Source organism: Acidipropionibacterium virtanenii (genome assembly GCF_003325455.1).
GTDB lineage: Bacteria > Actinomycetota > Actinomycetes > Propionibacteriales > Propionibacteriaceae > Acidipropionibacterium > Acidipropionibacterium virtanenii.
This window is the reverse complement of record NZ_CP025198.1, coordinates 846,818-872,943: the sequence shown is the minus strand read 5'-3', so window position 1 is coordinate 872,943 and position 26,126 is coordinate 846,818. Positions and strand designations below refer to the sequence as shown.

At 68.4% G+C, this 26,126-nt stretch carries 25 protein-coding genes and 1 pseudogene; 9 read left to right on the top strand and 17 right to left on the bottom strand.

Annotated elements, in window-relative coordinates; all coding sequences use genetic code 11:
- Positions 1 to 22: 22 nt before the first annotated feature.
- Positions 23 to 1,051, bottom strand: a complete 1,029-nt coding sequence (meaB, locus tag JS278_RS03865) for a methylmalonyl Co-A mutase-associated GTPase MeaB (RefSeq protein ID WP_425451465.1) — start codon at positions 1,049 to 1,051, stop codon at positions 23 to 25.
- A 111-nt stretch (positions 1,052 to 1,162) separates the two neighbouring features.
- Here meaB and JS278_RS03860 point away from each other — a divergent pair, with 111 nt between their 5' ends.
- Positions 1,163 to 2,470, top strand: a complete 1,308-nt coding sequence (locus tag JS278_RS03860) for an MFS transporter (RefSeq protein ID WP_114044046.1) — start codon at positions 1,163 to 1,165, stop codon at positions 2,468 to 2,470.
- A gap of 33 nt (positions 2,471 to 2,503) precedes the next feature.
- Here JS278_RS03860 and JS278_RS03855 read toward each other — a convergent pair whose 3' ends face one another.
- On the bottom strand, positions 2,504 to 3,499 hold the full coding sequence (locus JS278_RS03855) for an asparaginase (protein WP_181833819.1): 996 nt from the start codon (positions 3,497 to 3,499) through the stop codon (positions 2,504 to 2,506).
- Between the two features lie 7 nt (positions 3,500 to 3,506).
- Positions 3,507 to 4,997, bottom strand: coding sequence for an amino acid permease (locus JS278_RS03850; protein WP_114044044.1), 1,491 nt, complete (start codon positions 4,995 to 4,997; stop codon positions 3,507 to 3,509).
- 310 nt (positions 4,998 to 5,307) lie between these two features.
- On the opposite strand from JS278_RS03850, the gene JS278_RS03845 reads away from it, so the two are divergent.
- Positions 5,308 to 6,969: a nitrite/sulfite reductase gene (locus JS278_RS03845; protein ID WP_114044043.1), complete on the top strand. Its 1,662-nt coding sequence runs from the start codon at positions 5,308 to 5,310 to the stop codon at positions 6,967 to 6,969.
- Positions 6,970 to 7,042: 73 nt separating this feature from the next.
- Here JS278_RS03845 and purQ read toward each other — a convergent pair whose 3' ends face one another.
- Genes purQ through purD form a run of 4 tightly spaced genes read right to left on the bottom strand, consistent with a single transcriptional unit; the run spans position 7,043 to position 11,876 of the window.
- Positions 7,043 to 7,720 carry a phosphoribosylformylglycinamidine synthase subunit PurQ gene (purQ, locus tag JS278_RS03840; protein ID WP_114044042.1) on the bottom strand — a complete coding sequence of 226 codons (678 nt, stop codon included), beginning with the start codon at positions 7,718 to 7,720 and terminating at the stop codon, positions 7,043 to 7,045.
- Position 7,721: 1 nt separating this feature from the next.
- Positions 7,722 to 9,056: a phosphoribosylaminoimidazolesuccinocarboxamide synthase gene (locus JS278_RS03835; protein ID WP_114044041.1), complete on the bottom strand. Its 1,335-nt coding sequence runs from the start codon at positions 9,054 to 9,056 to the stop codon at positions 7,722 to 7,724.
- Positions 9,057 to 9,080: 24 nt separating this feature from the next.
- Positions 9,081 to 10,514 carry an adenylosuccinate lyase gene (gene purB / locus JS278_RS03830; RefSeq protein WP_114044040.1) on the bottom strand — a complete coding sequence of 478 codons (1,434 nt, stop codon included), beginning with the start codon at positions 10,512 to 10,514 and terminating at the stop codon, positions 9,081 to 9,083.
- 45 nt (positions 10,515 to 10,559) lie between these two features.
- Positions 10,560 to 11,876 carry a phosphoribosylamine--glycine ligase gene (gene purD / locus JS278_RS03825; protein ID WP_114046101.1) on the bottom strand — a complete coding sequence of 439 codons (1,317 nt, stop codon included), beginning with the start codon at positions 11,874 to 11,876 and terminating at the stop codon, positions 10,560 to 10,562.
- A gap of 237 nt (positions 11,877 to 12,113) precedes the next feature.
- Here purD and JS278_RS03820 point away from each other — a divergent pair, with 237 nt between their 5' ends.
- Together JS278_RS03820 and JS278_RS03815 are read left to right on the top strand one after the other, a co-directional pair.
- The gene (locus JS278_RS03820) at positions 12,114 to 12,365 is read left to right on the top strand and encodes a type II toxin-antitoxin system VapB family antitoxin (protein WP_114044039.1); all 252 of its coding nucleotides are present in this window, start codon (positions 12,114 to 12,116) and stop codon (positions 12,363 to 12,365) included.
- Complete coding sequence (locus JS278_RS03815; RefSeq protein ID WP_114044038.1) at positions 12,362 to 12,754, top strand: type II toxin-antitoxin system VapC family toxin; 393 nt, start codon at positions 12,362 to 12,364, stop codon at positions 12,752 to 12,754. Before JS278_RS03820 ends, JS278_RS03815 begins: the two co-directional genes overlap by 4 nt.
- On the opposite strand, the gene JS278_RS03810 is transcribed toward JS278_RS03815, so the two are convergent.
- The 4 genes and pseudogenes from JS278_RS03810 to JS278_RS16330 all read right to left on the bottom strand — a co-directional run.
- The gene (locus JS278_RS03810; RefSeq protein WP_220150034.1) at positions 12,748 to 13,530 is read right to left on the bottom strand and encodes a phosphotransferase; all 783 of its coding nucleotides are present in this window, start codon (positions 13,528 to 13,530) and stop codon (positions 12,748 to 12,750) included. The two genes, JS278_RS03815 and JS278_RS03810, sit on opposite strands and share 7 nt — an antisense overlap.
- Entirely contained in the window at positions 13,523 to 14,809 is a 1,287-nt protein-coding gene (locus JS278_RS03805) for an adenylosuccinate synthase (protein WP_114044036.1), read from the bottom strand. The genes JS278_RS03810 and JS278_RS03805 overlap by 8 nt, the downstream gene beginning before the upstream one ends.
- 135 nt (positions 14,810 to 14,944) lie before the next feature.
- Entirely contained in the window at positions 14,945 to 15,823 is an 879-nt protein-coding gene (locus JS278_RS03800) for a GNAT family N-acetyltransferase (protein ID WP_114044035.1), read from the bottom strand.
- Between the two features lie 196 nt (positions 15,824 to 16,019).
- Positions 16,020 to 16,571: pseudogene (locus JS278_RS16330) on the bottom strand (DUF3151 domain-containing protein); the annotation flags it as partial.
- Between the two features lie 178 nt (positions 16,572 to 16,749).
- Between JS278_RS16330 and JS278_RS03790 the strand changes: the two are divergent.
- Entirely contained in the window at positions 16,750 to 17,013 is a 264-nt protein-coding gene (locus tag JS278_RS03790) for a metal-sensitive transcriptional regulator (protein WP_114046100.1), read from the top strand.
- 135 nt (positions 17,014 to 17,148) lie between these two features.
- Here the strand turns inward: JS278_RS03790 and JS278_RS03785 are convergent, their stop codons facing one another.
- The gene (locus tag JS278_RS03785) at positions 17,149 to 17,634 is read right to left on the bottom strand and encodes a rhodanese-like domain-containing protein (RefSeq protein ID WP_245935190.1); all 486 of its coding nucleotides are present in this window, start codon (positions 17,632 to 17,634) and stop codon (positions 17,149 to 17,151) included.
- A 318-nt stretch (positions 17,635 to 17,952) separates the two neighbouring features.
- On the opposite strand from JS278_RS03785, the gene typA reads away from it, so the two are divergent.
- Both typA and JS278_RS03770 read left to right on the top strand, forming a co-directional pair.
- Positions 17,953 to 19,815 carry a translational GTPase TypA gene (typA, locus tag JS278_RS03775; RefSeq protein WP_114044033.1) on the top strand — a complete coding sequence of 621 codons (1,863 nt, stop codon included), beginning with the start codon at positions 17,953 to 17,955 and terminating at the stop codon, positions 19,813 to 19,815.
- A 337-nt stretch (positions 19,816 to 20,152) separates the two neighbouring features.
- Entirely contained in the window at positions 20,153 to 21,196 is a 1,044-nt protein-coding gene (locus JS278_RS03770) for a L,D-transpeptidase family protein (protein WP_181833818.1), read from the top strand.
- Positions 21,197 to 21,412: 216 nt separating this feature from the next.
- On the opposite strand, the gene JS278_RS03765 is transcribed toward JS278_RS03770, so the two are convergent.
- The 5 genes from JS278_RS03765 to JS278_RS03745 all read right to left on the bottom strand — a co-directional run bounded on the left by JS278_RS03765 (position 21,413) and on the right by JS278_RS03745 (position 25,071).
- The gene (locus JS278_RS03765; RefSeq protein WP_114044031.1) at positions 21,413 to 21,775 is read right to left on the bottom strand and encodes a DUF5615 family PIN-like protein; all 363 of its coding nucleotides are present in this window, start codon (positions 21,773 to 21,775) and stop codon (positions 21,413 to 21,415) included.
- 8 nt (positions 21,776 to 21,783) lie between these two features.
- Positions 21,784 to 22,023, bottom strand: a complete 240-nt coding sequence (locus JS278_RS03760) for a DUF433 domain-containing protein (RefSeq protein WP_114044030.1) — start codon at positions 22,021 to 22,023, stop codon at positions 21,784 to 21,786.
- A 172-nt stretch (positions 22,024 to 22,195) separates the two neighbouring features.
- Entirely contained in the window at positions 22,196 to 23,611 is a 1,416-nt protein-coding gene (locus JS278_RS03755; RefSeq protein WP_114044029.1) for a sugar transferase, read from the bottom strand.
- 24 nt (positions 23,612 to 23,635) lie between these two features.
- Complete coding sequence (gene ygfZ / locus JS278_RS03750) at positions 23,636 to 24,571, bottom strand: CAF17-like 4Fe-4S cluster assembly/insertion protein YgfZ (RefSeq protein WP_114044028.1); 936 nt, start codon at positions 24,569 to 24,571, stop codon at positions 23,636 to 23,638.
- Positions 24,572 to 24,573: 2 nt separating this feature from the next.
- Positions 24,574 to 25,071 carry a heme-binding beta-barrel domain-containing protein gene (locus JS278_RS03745; protein ID WP_114044027.1) on the bottom strand — a complete coding sequence of 166 codons (498 nt, stop codon included), beginning with the start codon at positions 25,069 to 25,071 and terminating at the stop codon, positions 24,574 to 24,576.
- 336 nt (positions 25,072 to 25,407) lie between these two features.
- On the opposite strand from JS278_RS03745, the gene JS278_RS15965 reads away from it, so the two are divergent.
- Positions 25,408 to 25,560 (top strand): hypothetical protein, encoded by a 153-nt coding sequence (locus tag JS278_RS15965; protein WP_181833817.1) that lies wholly within the window; start codon positions 25,408 to 25,410, stop codon positions 25,558 to 25,560.
- The gene (gene dtd / locus JS278_RS03740; RefSeq protein ID WP_114044026.1) at positions 25,557 to 25,994 is read left to right on the top strand and encodes a D-aminoacyl-tRNA deacylase; all 438 of its coding nucleotides are present in this window, start codon (positions 25,557 to 25,559) and stop codon (positions 25,992 to 25,994) included. The genes JS278_RS15965 and dtd overlap by 4 nt, the downstream gene beginning before the upstream one ends.
- Positions 25,995 to 26,126 lie beyond the last annotated feature (132 nt).

Sequence of the window (26,126 nt, the reverse complement as noted above, 5' to 3'; positions counted from 1 at the left end):
TCTCCCGGGAGAGGGCCCGGAGTCATCCCGCTGAGGGCCGGCCCTGCGCCCAGGGCTGATCGGGGACGCGCCGGGCGAAGAGCCTGAGGATCTGCTGGGCGCCGTCCAGTGCCTCGGTGGCCTCGGTGCCCAGGCCGGCCTCGATGCCGGCCATTCGGTCGGCCACCACCGGATCCTTCCTGAGGGACTCGACGATGGAGTTGCGGACGATGTTCCACATCCATTCGTGCTGCTGCTCGGCGCGACGCCGGCTCAGCGAGCCGTTGTGCTCCAGCCAGTGCCGGTGGTCGACGACGGCCTGCCACACGTCCTCCAGGCCGGTGCCCTCCAGCGCCGAGCAGGTGAGCACCGGGACGGTCCGCTCGCCCGCCTGGGCGGACACCAGTTCGAGGCCCTTGCTGAAGTCCTCGGCGGCCTGGCGGGCCCGGGGTGCGTTGTCGCCGTCGGCCTTGTTGACGGCCATCACGTCCGCCAGTTCCAGAATGCCCTTCTTGACTCCCTGGAGATCGTCACCAGCGCCGGTGACGGCGACCAGCAGGTAGGTGTCGACCATCCCCGCGACCGCGACCTCGGACTGCCCGACGCCGACAGTCTCGATCATCACGACGTCGTACCCGGCGGCCTCCATGATGATCATCGACTCGCGGGTGGCCCGGGCCACCCCGCCCAGGCTGCCGCCCGACGGGGAAGGACGCACGAAGGCGTCGTCGCGCTCGGCCAGTTCGCCCATCCGGGTCCGGTCGCCCAGGATCGATCCCCCGGTCTGGGAGGACGACGGGTCGACGGCCAGCACGGCGACCTTGAGGTGGTGCTCGTCGACCAGCCTGCACCCCAGGGCGTCGATGAAGGTGGACTTCCCGGCTCCGGGGACTCCGGAGACGCCCAGCCGGATGGCCCGGCCGGTGTGCCGGGACACCAGCCTCAGCAGTTCGCGGGTCCGCTCGCGGTCCTCCGCCCGGCTGGACTCCACCAGGGTCAACGCCCTGGCGATGTGCGGCCTGCTTCCGGCCACCACGCGCTCGGCAAGGTCCTCGACGTCGATCTGAGCCATCTGCCTCATTCCCCGTTCGTGCGTGGACCGGTGGGGTCCGCTCCGAATCCCACCATATGGGGCCGGACTCACAGCGATCGAGGCACCCCGGCAGGAATAGGATGGCCGCCCGTGGCGGAATCGAGAACGTCGAGCAGGGCATGGATCGTCTGGGGAGCCGGCGTCCTCGCCTACACCCTGGCGGTGCTGCATCGCAGTTCACTGGGTGTGATGGGGCTGACAGCGGCCTCCCACTTCCATGCGACCGCCGGGATCGTGGCCACCTTCATGGTGCTGCAGCTGGCGGTCTACGCCCTGGCACAGCTGCCTGCCGGGATGCTGCTGGACCGGGTGGGTCCGCGATTCGTCATCACCCTCGGAGCGGTCCTCATGACGGCGGGGCAGACGACGATCGCCCTCACCGACCAGGTGCCGATCGCGATCCTGGCCCGCGTTCTGGTGGGCACCGGGGACGCCTGCACCTTCAGCTCGGCGATCCGTCTCATCCCGTCCTGGTTCCCGGTCCGGATGGTGCCGATGCTCACCCAGCTCACCGGTCTGCTGGGCCAGGTGGGTCAGATCGGCTCCACAGTCGGGCTGGTCGCCCTGGTGGGCAGCGAGGGTTGGCGCACCACCTATCTGGTGGCGGCCGGTATCGGTGCCCTGGGCGTGATCACCAGCGCAGGGCTGCTGCGCGACGCCCCGTCGGGTGCCGCCGGGCAGCGCAGCGGCGTCGCGCTGCGCCAGATGCCCCACGAGGTGCTCGAGGTGATCCGCCATCCCGCCACCGGCGTCGGGTTCTGGTCGCACTGGTCCACCAACCTCGGCGGCATCGTCTACTCGATGATGTGGGGAATGCCCTATCTCACCCGGGCCGAGGGACGTTCCACCGGCACGGCGTCCGGCCTGCTGACCCTGTACATCGTCATCTCCGCGCTCACGGGGCCGATCGCGGCGCGGCTGACCCAGCGCCATCCGCTGAGGCGCAGTTCCCTGGTGATCGGCATGGTCTGCCTGGCCGTCATTCCGTGGCTCGTCGTGCTGCTGTGGCCGGGGCGCGCGCCGCTGTGGCTGCTGGCGGGCCTGTCGGTCGGACTGGGACTGGCGCTTCCCGGCGGCTCGGTGGGATTCGATGTGCTGAGGACCGAACTTCCGGCCCACCGGCTGGGTACCGCGACCGGAATCGCCATCATGGGCGGGTTCACGGCGTCGCTCCTCCTCATCCAGATCATCGGGCTGATGCTGGACGTGCTGTGCCCCGGTGGCGCCTACAACCTGTCGGGATTCCGCTGGTCGATGAGCGTCCAGCTGATCTTCTTCGCCGTCGGCATCGGCGGAATCGTGTTCTGCCGCGGCCGGCTGCGACGCATCTCGGCAGGCCGCGGCACCGTCGTGCCGACCTGGCGGCAGGTCATCGAGCGGGAGCGCCGGAAGCGCTGAGCCGGCCGATCGGCTCATTTCTCCGGCTGCCGATCAGCTCAACTCCCCGGTCAGATTCGTCCCCATCCAGTGGCGCACCTCGTCGGCCTCCAGCCCTTGGGAGAGCAGGAAGTTCAGCTTCGCGTAGACCGCCTCCAGCACCATGTCCCCCGAACCCACGGCGCCGGCCCGGGCCAGTTCGAATCCGGCCTCGTAGTGGCCCAGCTGCACATCGGCCTGATGGCACTGGGAGGTCACCACGACGGGCACACCGGCGCCGATGGTCGAGGTGATGACGTCGAGGAGTCCAGGCTCGTCGCTGGGGATGTTGCCCACCCCGAAGGCGCGCAGCACCACGGCCCGGGGAAGCGGGTCGAGGGCGGCGGCCAGCCTGGCTGCGGTGATACCGGGAGCGAGGTCGAGCACCGGCACGTCCTGGCGGGTGTAGGGCGCAGGATCCGTCCATCCGCAGCCCTTGGGCACCTCGTACCGGCTCCACTGCCACGGGGCTCCGGTACGGGCCAGCTCGGGCACGCTGGGCGAGTCGAATCCCTGGAAGGCCCAGGTGGAGGTCTTGGTGACCCGGGTGCCGCGCAGCAGCACGTGGCCGAAGAAGATCGCCACCCCGAAGTGGTTCCCGGTCATCGCGGCGCGCAGCGCCCCGGTGACATTTGGAGCGGCGTCGGAACCCACGACCCCGAGCGGGTACTGGGAGCCGGTCACCACGACGGGCTTGTCGAACCCGGTGAGGGCGAAGGCCAGCGCCGCCGAGGTGTAGGCCATCGTGTCGGTGCCGTGCAGCACCACGAAGGCGTCGGCGTCGTCGTACTGGCGCCACAGCTCGTCAATGATCGCCTGCCAGTCCGACGGTGTGGCGTTCGAGGAGTCGATGAGCTTCTCGAAGGAGGTGACGGTGACGCCGTGGTCGAGTTCGGTGCCGGCGACCAGCCGGTGCAGCCATCCGTCGAGATCGGCCCCCGGAGCCAGCCCGCGTGGGGTGTCGACCATTCCGATGGTGCCGCCGGTGTACAGGATCGACACTCTCATCACGTCTCCCCTATTCCTCGTGTTGCCCGTGCGGGTCGGCCACGGCGGGAGCGTCCTCGTCGAGGATGGTGTCGAGCAGGTCCCCCTTGATGCGATGGCGCACTCCGAACCAGCCGATCACCAGCAGCGCCACGACCCCGCCGAACATGTAGATGGTGGGCCGGCCGATCTCGGCGTCGAACCACATGGAGACGATGATCGCGGCCAGGAAGACGACGGCGACGACGTTGGTCACCGGTGCGCCGTGGAGCTTGAAGTCGGGGCGGGTCGCCTCTCCCCTGCCGGCCTTTCGGACGAACAGGATGTGGGAGATGAGGATGGAGATCCAGGTGCCGGCGATGCCGATGCCGGCCAGGTTCATGACGATCTCGAAGGCGCCGGTCGGGTAGATGTAGTTGATGAGGACGCCGATGAGTCCGAGCGAGGCGGTGATGGCGATGCCTCCGGCGGGCACCTGGTGCTTGTTGAGCTTCGCGGCGACCTTCGGCGCCTCCCCGGCCACCGCCATGGAGCGCAGGGTGCGGCCGGTGGCGTAGAGGCCGGCGTTCAGCGAGGACAGCGCCGCGGTGAGGACGACCACCTGCATGATGTCTCCGGCGTGGGGCACCCCGATGCCGGCGAAGAAGGTGACGAACGGGGACTCATTGGCCGAGTAGGCGGTCCAGGGCAGCACCAGGGTCATGAGGATGACCGAGCCGACGTAGAAGATGAAGATCCGCAGGATCATCGAGTTCACGGCCTTCGGCAGGATCTTCTTGGCCTCCTCGGCCTCGCCGGCGGCCACCCCGACCATCTCGGTGCCGCCGAAGGCGAAGACGACTCCCAGCGAGAGGGTGAGCAGCGGGGCGACGCCCATCGGGAAGAAGCCGCCGTGATCGGTGAGGTTGGAGAACCCGGCGTGCCCGGAGCCCACCGCATGCCCGGTGACGATGGCCCAGATGGCCACGATCATGAAGACGACGATGGCGGTCACCTTGATGGCGGCGAACCAGAACTCGGCCTCGCCGAAGTACTTCACGCTGAACAGGTTCAGGGTGAAGACCAGCACCAGCGCGATCATCGCCAGAAGCCACTGCGGCACGGGCTGGAAGAAGGTCCAGAAGTGCAGGTAGAGGGCGACGGCGGTGATATCGGCCATCACGCTGGTGGCCCAGTCCAGGAAGAACAGCCAGCCGGTGATGTAGGCGCCCTTCTCCCCCATGAACTCGCGGGCGTAGGAGACGAAGGCCCCCGAGGAGGGCCTGTGGATGGACAGCTCGCCCAGCGCCCGGACCATGATGAAGGCGAAGATCCCGCAGATGGCGTAGGCGATCGCCAGGGCGGGGCCGCCGTTGGCCAGCCGGCCTCCGGCACCCAGGAAGAGCCCGGTGCCGATGGAGCCGCCGATGGCGATCATCCGGATGTGGCGGGTCTTCAGGCCCTTCTGGTACCCCCTGTCCCCCTCGTCGACGACATGGCCATCGTTCTGGTCCGTGGGTGAGGCCGGTCCGGTCCCGCTCATCTCCGCTCCTTCCAGCAGTGTCAACGTCCCGGGTCGAGGGCCCGCGCCGACTGCTGGGCGAGCCGGATCCTCGGTGAGGAGAGTCGCTCGACGAAAGGCTGTGCGATCTCGGCGCCTGTGATTCTCCCACACCCTTTCCGGCGCGGCGAAGGCACCGGCATCCATCCCGGCGGATCCGCCGCGACCCGAGCGGCACGCAGATCGGTGACGTCTCATATTCCAGACATTGCGCCACATTCTGGACGATTTTCCGGTTCGAGCAGACCTCCCGGGTACCGTTCCGGCAAATCCGCGAATGCTGGAGGAACACATGCCGACTCGCACTCCCACACGTGACCAGGGCCAGTGGGCAGTCTCCGGGCGCGCTCCGCTCAACTCCGACGAGGTGCTCAAGCAGGAGGCCGACGGGCTCACCTCCCGCGACCGGGTCATCAGCACGTACGCCAAGGAGGGGTTCGGCTCGATCAGCCAGGAGGATCTCTTCGCCCGGCTGAAGTGGTGGGGCGTCTACACCCAGCGCAAGCAGGGCATCGACGGCCACCGCACCGCCAGCCTCACCCCCAACGAGCTGTCCGACGACACCTTCATGATGCGGGTACGCATCGACGGGGGCCAGCTCACCACCAAGCAGACGAAGGTGCTCGGAGCGCTGTCGCACGAGTTCGGCCGCGACACCGCCGACATCACCGACCGCCAGAACATCCAGTACCACTGGATCCGCGTCGAGGACATCCCCGAGATCTGGGAGCGGCTCGAGGCCGTCGGCCTGCGCACCACCGAGGCCTGCGGCGATGTGCCGCGAGGATTCCTGGGCTCCCCGGTGGCCGGGATCGCCGCCGACGAGATCATCGACCCCACACCGACCATCCGCGGCATCGTCGACCAGTGGATCGGCAATCCGGAGTTCTCGAACCTGCCCCGCAAGTTCAAGACCGCGGTCACCGGTCACCCCAGCATCGACATCCCGCACGAGATCAACGACATCTCCTTCGTCGGCGTCGTCCATCCCGAACTCGGCCCCGGCTACGACGTCTGGGTCGGAGGGGCGCTGGCCACCACCCCCAAGCTCGCCAAGCGGCTCGGCGTCTGGGTCTCCCAGCAGGAGACCACCGAGGTCTGGTGCGGGGTGGCCTCCATCTTCCGCGACTACGGATACCGGCTGCGCCGCACCCACGCCCGCCTGAAGTTCCTCGTCGAGGACTGGGGACCCGAGAAGTTCCGCCGGGTGCTGGAGGACGAGTACCTGCACCGAAAGCTCCATGACGGGCCGGCCGCCCACCCCGACGGTTCCCCCGACGACCACATCGGCGTCCATGCCCAGAAGGACGGCAATCTGTACATCGGCTTCGCCCCGACGGTCGGCCGGCTCTCCGGCCCCAGGCTCACGGCTATCGCCGAGGCGGCCGAGAAGGCCGGATCCCATCGCATCCGGCTCACCCCGTACCAGAAGCTCGTGGTGCTCGACGTCCTGCCCGATCGGGCCGACGACCTGGTCGCCGAGCTCGGGGAACTCGGCCTCCAGGCTCACCCGTCCTCATTCCGGCGGGCCACCATGGCCTGCTCCGGGATCGAGTTCTGCAAGCTGGCCTTCGTCGAGACGAAGGGCCTGGCCGCCCGGACCGTCGACGAGTTGGAGAAGCGCTTCGCCGGCGAGAGGGTCGAACCGCCGATCACTCTCAACATCAACGGCTGCCCCAACTCCTGCGCCCGTTTCCAGGTCGCCGACATCGGCCTGAAGGGACAGATCATCAAGGGCGAGTTCGGCTTCCAGGTCCATCTGGGAGGACGCCTGGAGACCGGGCGACACACGGGGGAGAGTCGGCTGGGACGCACCGTCCGCGGTCTCAAGGTGACCTCCGAGGGCCTCGCCGACTACGTCGAGCGGGTCGTCCGCAGCTATCTGGCCCACCGCGATGAGGGGCAGGACTTCGCCCACTGGGCCGTTGAGGCCCCCGAGGAGCAGCTGGCCTGAACATCCCCCCGCGACGCAGGACGGCCGGCCCCCTCGGGGGTCGGCCGTCCGCGTTCGTGCCTCGGGATCCGGCTCAGACCTGGACGCTGAGGAACTTCAGCACCGAGGAGATGAAGGTGAGGCCGTCGGTCGAACCGCCGGTCAGATCCTCCACGGAATGCTCGGGGTGGGGCATGAGACCCACCACATTGCCGGCCTCATTGGTGACGCCGGCGATGTCGTGATCCGAGCCGTTGGGATTGTCGACGTAACGGAAGACCACCTGATTGTTGGCCTCGACGGCCGCCAGGGTGGCGTCGTCGGCCACATAGTTCCCCTCGCCGTGCTTGGCGGCGATGGAGATGTGCGCGTCCGGGGCGAAGTCGCAGGTCCACACCGTGTCGATACTCTCGACGACCAGCTCCTGGACCGAGCAGTGGAACCGCCGCTGCTCATTGCGCATCAGGGTGCCCGGCAGCAGATGGGCCTCGCACAGCACCTGGAAGCCGTTGCAGATGCCCAGCACCGGCAGGCCCTTGGCGGCGGCCGCGCTCACCGAGCGCATCACCGTCGACAGGGAGGCGATGGCTCCGGCCCTCAGGTAGTCGCCGTAGGAGAACCCGCCCGGCAGGATGACGGCGTCAACCCCCTGCAGGTCCTGCGAGGCGTGCCACAGCGGGACCGGTTGTGCCCCGCCCAGGCGGACCGCACGCGCGGCGTCGGCGTCATCCAGCGACCCCGGAAAGGTCACCACCCCGATCCGTACCGCCATCTCAGTCCTCCACGCGCACGTCGTAGGACTCGATGACGGTGTTGGCCAGCATCCCCTCGGCGATCGCCCGGATCTCGTCGAGACGATCGGCGACGTCCTCACCGGTGATCTCGAAACGCTTGCCCTGACGGACCGTCAGTCCGTCATGCCCCAACCTGCCCAGGGCTCCCGTGATCGCCTTGCCCTGAGGGTCGAGGATCTCCGGCTTGGGCATGACATCCACCACAACACGTGCCATGGCGCCGATCCTATCGGGCTGCGCCGGCGCGGCAGAAGGCTCCTCAATGATGGACGCCGGTTCCTGCTCGGAGGCGACGACGGGCTCCGACGCCTCCTCCGGTACGGCGGCAGGCCCGGAGACGTGGCCCGGAGCAGGCTCCGGAACCGACTGCGGCTCGGCCCCGGACGCGACGTCATCAACCGTCCGCCCCGCACGGGCATCCTGCCCCGCGTGCTCCCCCGACAGCGGATCGGCGATCCCGGTGAGCATCGACCATGCCTCCAGATACCGGTTCCGGGTGGCCGTCACCACATTGGCGGGCAGCTCCGGGGGCTCCTCGCCGGACCGGGGGTCCCAGCCCGAGGCGAAGGTCAGCCAGTCCCGGACGAACTGCTTGTCGAAGGAGGGATTCTTCCCGCCCGGATGCCAGTCGCGGGCGTCCCAGAAGCGAGAGGAGTCCGGGGTGAGCACCTCGTCGCCGAGCACGACGGTGCCGTCGGGGCGGCGTCCGAACTCCACCTTGGTGTCGGCCAGGACGATGCCGCGCTCCCGTGCGATCTGCTCGGCCCGCACGTAGATCGCCAGGGAGAGACGCCGCAGCCGGTCGGCCGCCTCGGCGCCGACGATCCCGGTCAGGGTCTCGAAGTCGATGTTCTCGTCATGCTCGCCGTACTCGGCCTTGGTCGCCGGGGTGAAGATCGGCTGCGGCAGGCGCGACCCGTCCTTGAGGCCCTCGGGCAGCTTGATTCCGCACACCGACCGGGACTTCTGGTACTCGGCCAAACCAGATCCGGTGAGGTAGCCGCGCACGACGCACTCCACCGGGAACATGTCCAGTTCCTCGACGATCATCGCCCGGCCTGCCACCGCGTCGGGGACGTCGGTGGACACCAGATGGTTCTCGACCACGTCCGAGAGCTGATCGAACCACCACAGGGAGATGCCCGTCAGGACCTTTCCCTTGTCGGGGATGTCGGGGCTGAGAATGTGGTCGTAGGCGCTGATCCGGTCGGTCGCGACCATCAGCAGCCGGCCGGTCTGGTCGGGCAGACGGTACAGACGACGCACCTTGCCCTCGCTGAGAAGGGGCAGCCCGAGATCATCGGCAGAGGTCATGGGGGCAGTATGGCACGCGCCGCTCTACAGCACCTTGCCGGGGAGGTAGCGGGCCGCCTTCGGGTGCTCGGCGACGATCGCCTCCACCTTCTCGACGAGAGTCGCGACCTGATCGCGCGCTCCCCCGGTGAGCTCGATCGGGTCGCTGACGAGGTGTTCCAGCTGGACGCTGGACAACGGAATGCGATCATCGGCCGCCAGCCGCTCGAAGAGGTCGTTGCGCGTCGATCCGGTCTCGCGCATCTCCAGAGCCAGACCCACGGCGTTCTCCTTGATGGCCTCGTGGGCGTCCTCACGTCCCACCCCGGCCCTCACGCAGGCCATCAGCACCTTCGTGGTGGTGAGGAACGGCAGGTAGCGCGACAGCTCGGCCTCGATGACCGCCGGGAAGGCGCCGAAATCGGTGAGGATCGTCAGGAACGTCTCGAACATCCCGTCGATGGCGTAGAAGGCGTCGGGCAGCGCGATCCGGCGCACCACCGAGCAGGAGACGTCGCCCTCGTTCCATTGCACACCGGCCAGCCCGGTGACCATCGTAAGGTGGCCGCGCAGCACCACCAGGAAGCCGTTGACCCGCTCGCAGGAGCGGGCGTTCATCTTGTGGGGCATCGCCGAGGAGCCCACCTGGCCCGGCTTGAACCCCTCGGTGACCAGCTCGTTGCCGGCCATCAGGCGGATCGAGGTGGCCAGGTCCGAGGGCCCCGACGCCACCTGCACCAGGGCCGAGATCACCTCGAAGTCCAGCGACCGCGGATAGATCTGCCCGGTCGAGGTGAGCACGTGGTTGAAGCCCAGGTGCGCTGCGATCCGGTGCTCCAGCTCGGCGAGCTTCGCGGCGTCGCCGTCGAGCAGGTCGAGCATGTCCTGGCTGGTGCCCATCGGCCCCTTGATGCCGCGGGCCGGATAGTGGTCGATGAGCTCGATGACCCGCTGGTAGGCGACCAGCATCTCGTCGATGACGGTGGCGAAGCGCTTGCCCAGGGTGGTCACCTGGGCGGCGACGTTGTGGGAGCGCCCGGCGATCGGCTGGTCGGCGTACTCGCCGGCCAGCCGGGCCAGCTGCGCCAGGGCGGCCACCATCCGGTCGCGCACCAGGTTCAGCGAGACGAGCACCTGATGCTGCTCGATGTTCTCGGTGAGGTCGCGGCTGGTCATCCCCTTGTGGATGTGCTCGTGGCCGGCCAGCGCGTTGAACTCCTCGATGCGGGCCTTGACGTCGTGGCGGGTGATCGCCTCCCGACGGGCGATGGACTCCAGGTCGACATGATCGATCGCCGCCCGGTAGTCGGCGAGCACCCGGGCGGGGTCGTCATCGCCCAGACCCACGCCCAGGTCGATCTGAGCCTCCAGGACAGCGATCCACAGCCTCCGCTCGGCCTTGATCTTGTTCTCCGGGGACCAGATCTCGCGCATCTGCGGGGATGCGTATCGGGTCGCCAGCACATTGGGGACGCTCACGAGGGCTCCTTGGAGGTGATGGGTGACTGCTCGGTTGCGGATGGATCAGTCGTTGGCGCCGGGATCCCCGAGGGACTCCTTCGGCTCCGACAGTGCGGTGAAGGCCTCCTCCTCTGCGGCCGTCAGCGCGATGTCGCCCCGGTGGAAGCCACCTTCCAGAGACACCTTCTCGATACGCGCATAGGCGGCCTGGCGGGCCCCGGTCAGGGTCTCGCCGTGCCCCAGGGCCACCAGCACCCGCCCGCCGGCCGACACCAGCCGGTCACCGTCGGCAGCCGTACCGGCCTGGATGATGTCGGGATCGGAGTCGCCGTCGGCGGACAGCACCCCTCCGACCGGGCGGCCGGTGACGACCTCTCCGGGATATCCCTCGGAGGCCAGCACGACGCCGACCGCGAACCCGCGGCGGAACCGCAGGCCGTCGAACCCGCTGAGATCCCCCGTGGCCGCGGCGCGCATCACCTGACCCAGCGGGGACTCGATCATCGACAGCAGGGGCTGGGTCTCCGGATCGCCGAAACGCACATTGAACTCGACCACCCGCGGGCCGTCGGCTGTGAGCGACAGGCCCACGTAGAGCAGCCCCTGGAAGGGTGTGCCGCGACGGTTCATCTCGGCCAGGGTCGGGCCGATGACGGTCCTGGTGACCGTCTCGACGAGATCGGCGGGCGCCCACGGCAGTGGCGTGTAGGCGCCCATCCCTCCGGTGTTCGGCCCGGTGCCGCCGTCGCCGACCCGCTTGAAGTCCTGGGCTGGCTGGAGTGGCAGGGCTCGCGAGCCGTCGCAGATCGCGAAGAGACTGACCTCAGGCCCCTTGAGGTACTCCTCGATCACGATCGGGTGACCGGCCTCGATGCAGTGCCTGGCGTGGTCCACGGCCTCGGAGCGCTCGGAGGTGACGACCACGCCCTTCCCGGCGGCCAGCCCGTCATCCTTGACGACGTAGGGAGCCCCGAACCGGTCGAGGGCCGCCTCGGCCTCTTCGACGGTGGTGCAGGCCACGGCATCGGCGGTGGGCACCCCGGCGGCCCTCATGATCTCCTTCGCGAAGGCCTTGGAGCCCTCGAGGCGCGCCGCCTCCTTACCCGGGCCGAAGCAGTCGATGCCGGCCGCGCGCACGGCATCGGCCACCCCGGCGACCAGCGGGGCCTCAGGGCCGACGACGACGAGGTCTGCTGAGATCTCGCGCCCCAGGGCGACCACCGCATCCGGATCGGTCTCGTCGACCTCGTGGTTGGTGGCGAAGGAGGCCGTTCCGGGATTGCCCGGGGCCACATGCACGGCTTGAACCTGCGGATCCTTGGAGACGGCCAGGGCGATCGCGTGTTCGCGACCTCCCGAGCCCAGGATGAGGACTGTCATCTCGGTCACGGGCGCAACTGTAGTAGAGGCCGCGAATCCCCGATGCGGCGTCCCGCGGCATCGGCTCGCGGAAACGGGGCCCGGCGCCGCCGGGCGCCACATTGCGTTCACCAGATCGGGACACGGAGCCGAGGCGGGCGCGCCCGCTGCAGGCCGGAACACGTCGACGCAGGATTTTCTTCCTACTGATCTGCCTGTCTTCACAAAACGAAAGAACAGCCGCCTACCATTGGCCCTATGGCTCTCAACATCAAGGATGCCGATACCGATCGGCTGGCCCGCGAACTGGCCGCCGAGACCGGCGAGACCATCACGACCGCACTGCGCACAGCGGTGGCCGAGCGTCTGGCGCGGGTCCGACGGCAGCATCACGTGTCGGCGCGTCCGGACCTGCATCGCTATATCGACCGGGCCCGGGCAAGGACCGTACTCGACGGACGGGACGCCGACGAGATCCTCGGCTATGACGAGAACGGACTGCCCCGATGATCGTCGACAGCTCGGTGCTGGTCGCGGTGCTCACCGGCGAGCCCGATGCGGAGCACTATCTGGACCTCATGATCGGCGCCGATCACCTCGTGGTGAGCGCCGCCGGCCTGGTCGAGAGCTCGGTCGTCCTCGAGGCCCGGGCCGGGGCGGAGGCTGTCACCGATCTCCAGGCACTCCTCGCCGATCTGGAGGCCGACGTCCTCCCTCTCGACGAGGACCAGGCGATCCTGGCGTCACAGGCATGGAGCAGGTTCGGGAAGGGACGCCACCTCGCGGGCCTGAACCTGGGTGACCTCTTCGCCTACGCCGCGGCGTCCGGTCTGGGCGAGCCGCTCCTGTTCAAGGGGGACGACTTCGCCCAGACCGACATCCCGTCGGCCGATCACTGACCGGATGCGGCCCGGATGTCGTCGAGGACGTGGGCCCACAGGTCGCGGTGCTCCTCCACATAGCAGGCCGCCCGGTCCCAGTGCGCACCGTGCCCGGCCGTGTACATGGCGGCCCAGGGTTGTCGACCGGTCTCGTGCGAGGCGGCCAGCAGCTGCCACATCGCACGCGCCCGCCGCGCCATCGCCGCCGGCAGCGCGGCGCGCAGTGACGGATCGGCCCGATAGCCCGCCACGAAGGCCGACAGGTCACCGGCTGCCGCATCGGGATCCCGGTCGGGATCGTTGAGGGCGAACGCCTGCGCGCTGTAGGCGAGGTCCCAGAGGCGGGTACTGGGCCCCGCCCCGTCCCAGTCGATGAAGACACGGCGAGTCCCGAGTACCAGATTCCACGGGGCGAGGTCGTTGTGGCAGATCACCGGCTCGCCGGGCAGGTCGGCGGGCACGGGCAGGACGACCTCCCAACGGGCGTCGGCGGGAGGGGTGAATGCGGCGCTGGCGTCGTGGACGGCCCGCACCATGGCACCGATCCCGGCCAGCACGGCAGTGCCCGGAGGCGGGCCGTCGATGGCCATGGGTCCGGGCAGATACTCGATGACCTGCCGGTTCCGGTCGTCACGGCCGAGGAACCGCGGTACGTCGAGGCCGGCGTCGCGCAGGAACGTCATGTACCGCCCGACGGCCGGGCTCGACCTCGTCCACGGTTTGCGGACCGTGTCCCCGATCCGCACCACGTCCCCGCTCGCGTTTCCGCCGCTCAGCGCCTCCTCTTCAGTCAATGAGATCGTTGATCATCACCGACTGCTCGCGGCCCGGGCCCACCCCGATGCCGGAGATGCGGCAGCCGATCAACTCCTCCAGGCGCCTGACGTAGGCCTGGCAGTTGGCCGGCAGCTCGTCGAAGCTGCGGGCACCGGTGATGTCCTCGGTCCAGCCGGGCAGGTACTCGTAGATCGGCCTGGCGTGGTGGAAGTCGGACTGGGTCATCGGCATCACGTCGTGACGGACCCCGTCGACGTCGTAGGCCACGCACACCGGGATCTGCTCCCACCCGGTGAGCACGTCGAGCTTGGTGAGGAAGACGTCGGTCATCGCGTTCACCACGACGGCCTGCTCCACCAGGGGCGCGTCGAACCAGCCGCAGCGGCGCGGACGCCCGGTGGTCACCCCGTACTCGCCGCCCTCGGTGCGCAGCTTCTCGCCGGTCTCGTCGAGCAGTTCGGTGGGGAAGGGCCCCTCGCCGACGCGGGTCGTGTAAGCCTTGGCGATGCCGATGATCCGGTGGATCCGCGACGGCCCGACACCCGATCCGGTGCAGGCGCCGGCGGCGATGGGGTTGGAGGAGGTGACGTAGGGGTAGGTGCCGAAGTCGACGTCCAGGTGGTGGGCCTGGGCCCCCTCGAAGAGCACGACCTTCTTCTCGTCGAGGGCCTTGTTGAGCAGCCTGGCGGCGTCGACGACGTGGGGGCGGATCCGGTCGGCGTGGGAGAGCAGCATGTCGGAGACCTGATCGGCGTCGATCTCGCGACGGTTGTAGATCTTGACGAGCTCGGCGTTCTTGCGTTCCAGCGCCGCCTCCACCTTCTGGCGCAGGATCGACTCGTCGAAGAGGTCCTGGATGCGGATGCCGATCCGGTTGATCTTGTCGGAGTAGGCCGGCCCGATGCCGCGCCCGGTGGTGCCGATCCGCCGCTTGCCGAGGAAGCGCTCGGTGACCTTGTCCATCGTCTGGTGGTAAGGGGTGATGATGTGCGCGCTGGCGCTGATGAGAGGGTGCGGGATCTCCAGGCCGCGGGCGGCCAGCTCGTCGAGCTCCTGGTGGAGCACCTCCAGGTCGATGACGACGCCGTTGCCGAGCACCGCGGTGGAGTTCGGGTTGAGGACGCCGGAGGGCAGCAGGTGCATGGTGAACTTGTCACCGTTGACGACGACCGTGTGCCCGGCGTTGTTACCGCCGGAGTAGCGGACGCAGTAGTCGACCCGCTCGGAGAGCTGGTCGGTCGCCTTGCCCTTTCCCTCGTCGCCCCACTGGGCTCCGACAACGACGATTCCAGGCATTCTCACTTCGCTTCCCCGGCCGCCTCGTCTGCGTCACAGCATTCGGCAGCCGATCCGGGTGGCCCGACGCCGACGTCCGGCGCTCGGCACAACGTTCCGCATTGTACGGGATGGGCGGCCGGGGCAGGCCGCCGTCTACCTGTCGGCACCGGGGACGACAACGTCGAGGGGGAGCTCCAGGAGGAAGAGGCGGGCCCCCTCCAGGGGCAGTCTCGCCGCCAGCGGCCCGAAGTGGGGATCCTCCTGATGACCGTCGAAGGCCAACCGGCGCACCCCTCGCCGCCACGACGCGGAGACGACGTCGGCCACGGCCCTGGCCAGCGCCTCGTCCCCGTCGGGGGTGTCGCGGGCCACGGTCTCGGCGCAGACGGTGGGGGCGCCGTCGTCGTCGAAGACGAAGGCCACCGCGGCCGGCTGCCCGTCGACCAGGGCGACGCTGGTGTGCTCCAGGTCGAGCTCGGCCGCCTCGGCGCGCACCGCCGCCCGGGCCTCCTCCGTGTCGTCGACCGGGGACCAGTCCGCGTGGACCCACTCGTAGTACCGGCTCCACAGGTGCTCGGGTTCACCGGGCGACAGGGTCGCGGCGGAGATGACGTCGTCGTGGCCGCCGAGCATCTCGCGCACCCGCCCGAACTGGCGGCGGGCCAGCTCCAGCGGCGGGCAGGTGGCGTACGCCCGTCCGCCAAGACTGCGGATGAAGGCCTCGGCGTCGGATCCCTCGACGGCCTTGGTGGCCAGCGGTCGGTGGGACCGGGCCCGGATCTCCTCGACGAGCCGGGTGCCGACCCGCCGGCCCCGGGAGTCGGGGGCGACGACGACGTCGATGAAGCGGCGGCTGCGGTGCACCACCGCCAGCCAGGATGTGACGTAGCCGACGATCCGCCCCTGCCAGGTGGCCACCCGGATGATGGTGCCGGGATCGCCCACCCGGTTGAGCAGTTCCCCGGGCTCACCGAAGGTGATCGCCTTGGCGTCCGACGGCTGGAAGTCCCGGAACTTGATGTGCTCGGCCATGTCTCCTCCTCAGTCGGATCCTCGGTCCGTCAGGACGGTTGCGCGGGCGCGGTCCGGCGACCGTCCCGTCTCGTCACCCCTGTACGTGCACCGCTTCCTGCCGGCTCTCCTCGGCGTGGCGCTCATCCTCGGGCCGCTCCGGGGAGTTGTCCCCATCCTCTCGCGGATCTGCGTCCGGGGAGCCGTCGGTGCCATTTTCGGCCTCATCGGAGGGAGACTCATCGGAGGCCGCGGCCTTCTCGACGCCCCCGGTGGTCCCGTCCGGCTCGGGCACCTCCTCGTCCTCGGCCTCGTCGGCGGGGACCAGGGTGGTGTGCAGTGCGTCCCAGGCCGTCTGGCTGGAGTCGCGCAGGAACTGCTCGCAACGCTGCGCCTCGTCCTGCTCCCCGATCCGGCCCGCGGCCACCGACAGGGCCCACAGGCTGCGCAGGAATCCCTGGTTGGCCAGGTGCTCCCATGGAATCGGCCCCTGCCCCTTCCAACCCTCCCGGCGCAGCGCGTCGAGGCCGCGGTGGTAGCCGGTGCGCGCGTAGGCGTAGGCCGCGACGTCGGCGGCCTCGGTACCCGCCATCAGAGACCCCTCGGCCAGCAGCGCCCAGCAAAGGCTCGAAGCGGGGTACTCGCGCACCACCGCAAGGAAGTCCTGACGGCCGCGGTCGGCCAGCTCGGCTATCGCCGGGTCATGGGGCAGCCGCGTCGCCGGCTCGGTCTCGGCCAGCAGATTCGGATGCGTCTGGTCTTCTGCCATGCCCCAACCCTAGGGCCCCGCCCCGCCCGACGACGTGATGGCCCGCGGCGATCCGTACTCCCGGCCGAATCGCATGGAACACCCCCAGGGGTATCATCGGCCGGGTTCCGGGCGCCGTCGTCCGACGGCCGACCCGTCCGACAATCCCATCGGGCCCAGCCACCGCGAGGAGAGAACCGTGAAACTCGATCCCGAGGATCTCAAGCCCGTCATCACCCGGCTGCGCCGAGCCCAGGGGCAGATCGGCGGGGTCATCGCGATGATCGAGGACGGCCGTGAGTGCCGCGACATCGTCACCCAGCTCGCCGCGATCGGCAAGGCGGTCGACCGGGCCGGTTTCACCCTGGTGTCCACCGGGGTACGCAGTTGCATCACCAGCGGCGGCGAGGACTGCGAGGAAGACCTTGCCGGGCTGGAGAAGCTCTTCCTGTCCCTGGCGTGAGCGCCTCCGGGGGGCCGTGCGGAAACGGATCTCCCGTTCAACGGGGGTTCTCGGCGCTGTGGCGACCCGAACCCCCGTTGACCGGGATTCTCGTCTGGAGAGTTCGGGTGCCACTCCGTCCGCCGCGGCCGACGGCTACTGCGCCGTCGCTCTCCCGTCTGCCCAGGTGGCGAATCCGCCGTCGAGGCTCCGTACCCGCCGGCCGTGCTGAGTCAGAATGCGCGCGGCGACGCAGCTGCGCAGCCCGGCGGCGCAGTGGACGATCAGATCGCCGTCGGGCAGATCGTCGAGGCGCTCGCGCAGTTCGTCCAGAGGGATCAACACCGAGCCGGGGATCGCCGCGACCTCGTGCTCGGCGGGGGTTCTCACGTCGACCAGGCGGGCTCCGGCGGCCAGCGCGGCGTCGAGTTCATGCCGCTGGAGGGTCTCAACCAGGCCGTCGGCGATGTTGCGATCGGCCCGGCCGAGAAAGTTCACCGGATCCTTGGCCGAGCCGAACTGCGGCGCGTAGCACAGTTCCAGATCGGCCAGCCACGCCTGCTGCCCGACTGATTCACCCGGGCCTGCACCCCGCCCCGGCAGGAGGCGAGGGTGGCCCGGCGGCCATGGTGGCTGCGACACGACCGGCGACGCCGGCCGGTGGGAGTTGTCGGCCTGGCTGGGATCGATGATTCCCGGCGACAGGCAGTGGTTCTGGTGGGAGTCGGCTCAGGGTGCCTGACCTGGCCACCGGCGACACCGTCTGGGCCGGGTCGATCCGGACGCACTGGCCGAGATCCGACGGTGGATCATCGATTTCATCGACGAGTAGCTGCCCGTCGCATGCTGTTGCCACCCCGGAGCGAGGACGCACGCGCGCGACCCAGCCCGCACAACGTCTACAATTGCCCGGGATGCCCGTCGGCGTCCGCCCCATCTCCCGACTGACCGGAGTCCTGCATGCCCGTTCGCAAAGACCTGCGCAATATCGCCATCGTGGCCCACGTCGACCACGGCAAGACCACCCTCGTGGACGCGATGCTGTGGCAGTCGGGAGCCTTCCGGGAGGGCGCCGACGTCGAGAAGCGCGTGATGGACTCGATGGACCTGGAGCGGGAGAAGGGCATCACCATCCTCGCCAAGAACACCGCCGTCAAGCACACCATGAGCGACGGCGAGGAGATCACCCTCAACATCATCGACACTCCCGGCCACGCCGACTTCGGCGGCGAGGTGGAGCGCGGCCTGGAGATGGTCGACGGCGTCCTGCTGCTCGTCGACGCCTCCGAGGGCCCCCTGCCCCAGACCCGGTTCGTGCTGCGCAAGGCCCTGGCCAAGAAGCTGCCCCTGGTGCTGGTGATCAACAAGGTCGACCGGCCCGACGCCCGCATCGACGAGGTGGTCGAGGAGACCTACGACCTCTTCATGGACCTCTCCGATGACGACGACGCCTCCCTGCTCGACGTCCCCGTCGTCTACGCCTCCGCCAAGGCCGGGCGCGCCTCCCTGAACAAGCCCGCCGACGGCCAGCTGCCCGACTCCCCCGATCTCCAGCCCCTCTTCGACTCCATCCTCAAGAACATCCCGGCACCGACCTACACCGAGGGCGCCACCCTCCAGGCCCACGTCACCAACCTCGACGCCTCCCCCTACCTCGGCCGTCTGGCTCTGTGCCGCATCGTAGAGGGCGAGCTCCACAAGGGCGAGCCGGTGGCCCTGTGCCGCCGCGACGGCTCCGTCGAGAACGTCAAGCTCTCCGAGGTGCTCATCACCGAGGCCCTCGACCGGGTGCCCACCGAGACCGCCGGCCCCGGGGACATCGTCGCTGTCGCCGGCATCCCCGACATCACCATCGGCGAGACCATCACCGACCCCGAGGATCCCAAGCCGCTGCCGCTGATCCACGTCGACGAGCCGTCGATGTCGATGACCATCGGCATCAACACCTCCCCGCTGTCCGGGCGCTCCGGCGACAAGCTCACCGCCAGGCTGCTCAAGGCCCGCCTGGACCAGGAGCTCATCGGCAACGTCTCCATCAAGGTCTCCGACACCGACCGCCCCGATATGTGGGAGGTGCAGGGACGCGGCGAGCTGCAGCTGGCGGTGCTGGTCGAGATGATGCGCCGCGAGGGCTTCGAGCTCACCGTCGGCAAGCCCCAGGTGGTCACCCGGGAGGTCAACGGCAAGCTCCACGAGCCCTTCGAGCGGGTCACCGTGGACTGCCCCGAGGAGTTCATGGGCGCCGTCACCCAGATGATGGGGCTGCGCAAGGGCCAGATGATGCACATGGTCAACCACGGATCCGGCTGGGTCCGCATGGAATTCGTGGTGCCGGCCCGCGGCCTCATCGGCTTCCGCACCGAGTTCCTCACCCAGACCCGCGGCCAGGGGATCATGAACCAGATCTTCGAGAACTACCAACCCTGGGTCGGGGAGCTGCGCACCCGCCAGACCGGCTCGATGGTCGCCGACCGGCAGGGCAGCGTCACCTCCTTCGCCCTGTTCAATCTCCAGGAGCGCGGCACCATGTTCGTGACCCCCGGAGACGAGGTCTACGAGGGAATGGTCTGCGGGGAGAATTCCCGACCCGACGACATGGACGTCAACCCCACCAAGGAGAAGCACCTCACCAACGTCCGCTCGTCGACCGGCGACGAGCTGGAGCGGCTCATCCCGGCCACCAAGATGTCGATGGAGCAGCAGCTCGAGTTCTGCCGCTCCGACGAGTGCCTCGAGGTGACCCCCGAGGTCGTGAGGATCCGCAAGACCGAGCTCAACGCCCACGACCGGGCCAAGGCGCGCACCCGCGCGAAGCACGCCTGATCCACTGCCGCCATCAAGGGGCCCCACCGTTCGGCGGGGCCCCTTTCCCGTGTTTTCTCAGGTGAATTTAAGGATTCGGTCAATAATTCTCAGGACCAGTATTCCGCCTTGTCATGAGCGACTTCTGGGAATGTGGACAATGGATTGTCAACAGCCTCAGTCCCATTGACGTTCCCGGTACGAAATGCGCCGCACCCGGATGTTAGGGTGCCTCTGCCAGAGCCGCAGACGCCACCATCGTGGTGACGCGCGGGGCAGGTCAGCTCCCCCGCGGCCGGCTTCGGTGCTGCAGAACATCTCCGCAGCCAGCCAGGAGTCCGTGAGAAGGGACATGCGGATGCGCACGAATCGAGCCGCGAAGGTGGCCTCCATACTCCTCGCAGGCGCTCTCGCCATGACGCTGGCCTCCTGCGCATCGGCGGGCACCGCGGGCAGCGGCACCACGGCCACCCCCGCACCGGTCAGCAGCGCACCGAGCCTGGCGTCCACCCCTTCGGCCTCCACACCGGGCACCCCGAGCCCCAGCGCCTCGACCTCGACGCCCACCCCCAGTGCCGCCGCCTTCAAGGCCCATGCCGCCTACGTCACGGCCAACAGCCTCAACCTGCGGGCCACGGCGTCCGATGACTCCGAAGTACTCGGCCAGCTCACGGCAGGCACCAAGGTCATCGTCTCCGCAGCGCCGACCGGAGGATACTCACCAGTCCAGTACCAGGGGATCTCCGCCTACGTCACCGCCAAGTGGCTGTCGGCCAGCAAGCCCGCCACCGACGTGTCGGTCACCACGATGTACGCGACCACCGCCGTCAACCTGCGCGAGGAGGCCGGCACCGGATCCACCGTCCTGAAGACCCTGGCGGCCGGGGACAAGGTGAGCGCCACCGGCACCACCGTCCAGGGCTGGACCGCCGTCGAGTACAACGGTCAGGAGGCCTGGGTCAAGACCCAGTACATCTCCACGAAGAAGCCGGCCACCCCGACCCCCGGCACCAGCGGCGCCGACGCCGTATCCCTGGACAGCCGCTGCAAGACCGGTCTTGTGGTGTGCATCTCCAAGACCGACCGGCAGCTCCGGCTGGTCCAGGACGGCAAGGTCCTCATCTCCCTGGACGCCAGGTTCGGCAGCGAGGAGGGCCCCACCCGTGAGGGCACCTTCAGCATCGAGTGGCGCAACAAGGACTGGGTCTCCACCATCTACGGCTCCAAGATGCCTTACGCCATGTTCTTCAGTGGCGGCGAGGCCATCCACTACTCCTCGGACTTCGCCGCCCGCGGCTACGACGGCAACTCCCACGGATGCGTCAACATCCGCTCCTGGAGCGGGATCCAGTACGTCTGGAACCACGCCCCGGTCGGGACGAAAGTCGTGGTGTACAGCTGAGCCGAGCCGCCAACCGGACGAGTTCCCTTCTATCGGGGAGCATCGGCTCCCAACTCGCCGTCCTGGCGCCCGCCAGAGCTGTGGGACGGCGTGTTGGGAGTGATTGCTCCTGGAGGGAGGCACTCGCCCCAGAGATTCCCTTGATTCTTCAGGACCTCCGGATGTCTCTACCCCTGAGACCGTCGGCGGAGTGATCTTGAGGTGACCGTATCTCCGCTAGCTCGGGTCGTGAACGGTGATGCCGGGTCGGTTGATTTCGATGAAGTTGTACTCGGCCACCGCCACCTCCAGTGCCGCGTAGTGCTCGTCAACGAGGGCGAGCAGATCCCTGGTAGAGATGTTCCCGCATGTGACGTGGAGCAGCCTGGCCGGGCGACGGCTCAGAATATGCGAAGCTCGGAAATCGTCGTCCTTGGTGACCACGATGCGCTCTTCTGCATCGGCGATGCGGGCGATTTCATTATCGGGAAGGGTCGAACCTCCCGGATAATCCTTGACGTGCTTCGCATCGTGACCCAAGGTCCTGAGATGATGCGCCAGCGCGCCAGGCAACTGTTGGTCGACGAGAAAACGAGCCATGGCTCAGCTCACGAGGCCACGCGAAGCGCGCGCGCCGACGAGTCCAGCGCCGCGTACTCGATCGCGGCCAGGATATCGTCGCGCTCCAGCTCGTCGTAGTCGTTGAGAATCTCTTCGTAGCTCATACCCGAGGCAAGCAGTTCAAGCACGTCCTGCACTCGCAACCGCATTCCGCGAATGGTGGGCGCACCATGGCACACGGACGGGCTCACGGTGATCCTGTCGAGGCGGCTGACTAGGGCGCTCATAGCCCGATTCTATCTCGACTGTCTGGAACAGGTTGACATCCCTTGATCGGGGAGCATCGGTTCTCAACACGCCGTCCTGGCGCCCGCCAGAGCTGTGGCACGGCGTGTTGGGAGTGATTGCTCCTTGGGGGGTGGGGGCCTCGCAGGCCAATCACCGATCCCCGACGGGCCCTCAGCTGAGCTGCTGCACCCCTGAGGGCAGACTCACCGAGGTGTCGCGCTCCTCCTCCTCGTCGACTCCCCGGGAAGAGACCTTGTCGAAGAGGATCTTGATGGTCTGGATCATGATCTTCACGTCGAGGACCAGCGAGTACTGCTTGATGTAGATGAGGTCGAAGTTGAGTTTGCTGGCGAAGTCCGAGGCGTACTTCCCGTAGACCTGCGCGTATCCCGTCAGACCGGCGCGCACATTGTGCCGCAGCTTGTAGTGGGCGTTCTGGGACTGGAACTGCTCGACGAAGAAGGGCCGCTCAGGGCGTGGGCCCACCATCGACATGTCCCCCACCAGCACATTGATGAGCTGTGGCAGCTCATCGATCCGCAGGCTGCGGATGTACTTGCCGACCGTCGTCACCCGCGGATCGTTGGTGGTGGCCAGCATCGGCCCCGACTCCTTCTCCGCGGTGGCGCTCATCGAGCGGAACTTGAGGATCTTGAACTCCTTGCCGCCCTTGGTGATCCGGGTCTGCCGATAGAACACCGGCCCGGGGGACGTCACCTTCACCAGGACCGCGGTCACCAGCATCACCGGCGAGGCGATGATGAGACCGATGAGCGCCACCAGCGCGTCGAAGAACCTCTTGATGACGTCGAACTCCGCAGGGATCTTGAACGGACTCGCCGCGATGATCGACTCGTCCTCAATACTCATGATCGTCGGATTCACCAGCAGAAGATGTTCAAAACTGGTCGTAAGAAATATCTCCTTGTCCTCGCTGAGAAGGAGATCGTAGATGGCATTCCGATCCGCAGCTGGAATCGCATCGGAAACATGTGCGGTGTCGAACTCGTCGAGATGGCCGCGGATCTGCTCGAGGTAGTGCCCCTCCACCACATGGGTCAGACGGTGACGCCGGCTCTTGTTGGACATGTAGTTCAGCACCGGCCCGCTGAGCTGCCCGGGAAGACCGAGCACCATGACCCGTTTGGCCCCGCGGAAGCGGCTGTAGGCCCAGAACACGACGCTTCTCCAGGCCAGCAGTGCGATGATGCTGACGACCAGATTGATGATCAGCACCGACCGCGGGAAGGCGAACCAGCGGCCGGCGAAGGTGAGCGCCATGATGAGGACGGTGATGAGCACCTGATCCACCACGGTGACGATCCAGACATCCAGCAGCGTCTTGTTGTACAGCACATAGATGCCGGACAACACATTGATCACCAGAAACCCGATGGCCGACGTCAGCATGGCGGCCTTGGCGTCATTCAGATTCCTGGCCGGAATGAATCCGAGCGAGGTGAAAAATCGCAGATAGAAAGATAGGAAGAGGCAGCCGACGAACACCGCCACGTCAATCAGGGCGGTGATCAGCTTCTGCGTCTTGTTGAAGTCGACCCTCTTCGGCACTCGTGTTCTCCTCGTCATCTCCTCCCTGCCGGGGAGGTGCAGTCAGAGTATCGGGCGGACGTGCAGGCCCACCTGCGGGTCCACCAGAATCTCCTGGCCGGCTGTCACCCCGGCCACGTCCAGGGTGGCCTCGGGATCCGTCGAGCGGCGCAGCAGGCACAGCGCGATCGGACCGTCCTCATGATGCACGGCCACCGAGCCCAGAACGCCGACCCGGCGTCCCTCGAGGGTGATCTCGGCACCCGGCTCGGGCAGCTCCGTCCCGGAGCCGTCCAGCGTCAGGCGGGTGAGCCGGCGCGGCGGGCGGCCCATGGTGTGGACCCTCGCGACCGTCTCCTGACCGCGGTAGCAGCCCTTGTCCAGGTGGGTTCCGTAGAGGCCGATCTCGTTGGGGATGGTCCGCTCATCGGTGTCCAGGCCGATCCGCGGCACCCCGGCCTCGATCCTCGACGCCTCCCAGGCACGCACCCCGGCCTGCGGGGCCCGGGGATCCCCGGCGTCGTCGGGGAGCAGCAGCTCGTGTCCTCCGGCCACCTCCGAGTCCATCGACACGACGCCGTCGGGCGGGGGCACGTCGCGGCCGGTCCACACGAGCCTCAGCTCCGGATGGGCGAGCACCTCGACCCGCATCATGAAGCGCATCGAATCGAGCCAGCCCACCAGCGCCGGGCCGCGTCCGGCATCGGTCCAGGCCCAGAACGTCTTCCCGTCGTCGACCCCGCGAAGCAGGTGCTCGACGTGGCCGGTCGGGGACAGCACCAGGGCGGTGATGGCGCGCCCGGGTTCCAGGCCCTCCAGGAACTGGGTGGTCAGCGAATGGAGCCAAACGAGCCGGTCGGGGCCGCTGACGGACAGGATGTCGCGGTTGCCCAGGCCCACCCAGGAGGAGTCGATGCGGCGCTGCTCCAGGTTGGGGTTGTCCAGGTGCGAGACCAGACCGGCGTCGGGCCCCTCGGTGAGAAGAACTGGGGCGCCCATCGTCAGGCCCTCGCCAGCCGGGCCCACATGTGGGGGGCGAGCGGGGCCTCGGTGGTCGCCCGGTCGTAGGCCCACATGAGGTCGCCCTCGACCTGCCCGTAGAGCCGCCGGCCTCCGGTGTAGGAGACGGTGGCGTCCTTGCTGCGGGCCACGGCGTCGGTCACCAGTTCGATCTTCGCGCCGTCGATCGTTCCGGTCCACAGCTCCGCCCAGCCCTCGGGGGCCGCCATCACGACGTCGATCGTCCCGTCGAGCCGGGGACGCCAGAATCCGGTCTCCATCCACAGCGCGGCCTCAGGGGTGCCGTCGCTCTTCTTGGTGAAGGTCTGGCAGATGTAGTGCAGGTAGTCCCCACCGTTGTCGGTGAAGTCGATTTGGCATCCGAAGCTCAGCTCGCCCCCGCCGGGAGCGACGCCGTGGCCGTCTCCCTCCCAGTGGCCGATCATCCAGGCCACGGGCATGAGGGTGTTGTCAAGGTTGTCAGGGATCTGGAAGGGCATATGTCCTCTTGAACTCGGATCGGCGGCCGGGCAGGGACCCGGCCGGTCACTCGTCCCCGGGCCCCCGGGTCAGCAGCAGGACCGTCCAGCCGAGCAGGGCCAGTGCGGTCAGCACGCAGACAGCCACGAGGGCGACGAGATCGAAGGTGGCCATCCGCAGATTCTACGTCAGCGGGCGGAACGTCCGCCGAACGCGGGGAACGGACCACGCCAGAGCCTTCGTCATGTCATGCGCCCGGATCGTGTCGTAGCATCGTTTGCGGCCGTCTGGACGGCGGCCCCGACATCGCACCCTGTCCTGCGCCGCTGCACAGGACCGCTCGAGAGGATCTGCCCATGTGCCACCGCGTCACCTGCCCGACCTGCGGACGACCGACCTGGGAGGGATGCGGCGAGCACATCGACCAGGCCCTTTCCGGGGTCCCCGTCGATGAGCGCTGCCACTGCCGCGCGGCCAGCCAGGAGGAGCAGGACGGCGCGTCCCGATGAGAGTCGTCGTCCAGCGGGCCGTTGAGGGATCGGTCCGGGTCGACGGGCGGCTGGTCGGCGAGCTTCCCTCCCCGGGCCTGGTGATCCTGGCGGGAATCACCCACGACGACACCCCCGCGGTGGTGGAGAAGGTGGCATCCAAGGTGTGGGGGCTGCGCATCCTTGCCGACGAGAAGTCGGCCTCGGACGTCGGGGCGCCCCTGCTGGTGATCAGCCAGTTCACCCTCTACGCGGGAACCCGCAAGGGACGCCGCCCCACCTGGAGCGCCGCCGCTCCCGGGCCGGTCTCCGAACCCCTCATCGATCACTTCGCCGAGCATCTGCGCACCCTGGGCGCCCACGTCGAGACCGGCATCTTCGGCGCCGACATGAAGGTCTGCCTGACCAACGACGGCCCGGTGACGATCATCATCGACTCTGACACCTGGCGCTGAGGCCGGACGCGGGAAGCCCAAACCGGGCACGCAGACCCGACCCGCTCGAGGAGGCAGGAGCGGAGCGACGCGGAGTCGTCTCCTCCGTCGACAGAACTGTCGGACCCGGCGTGCATAGTGTGACCGGTCAGT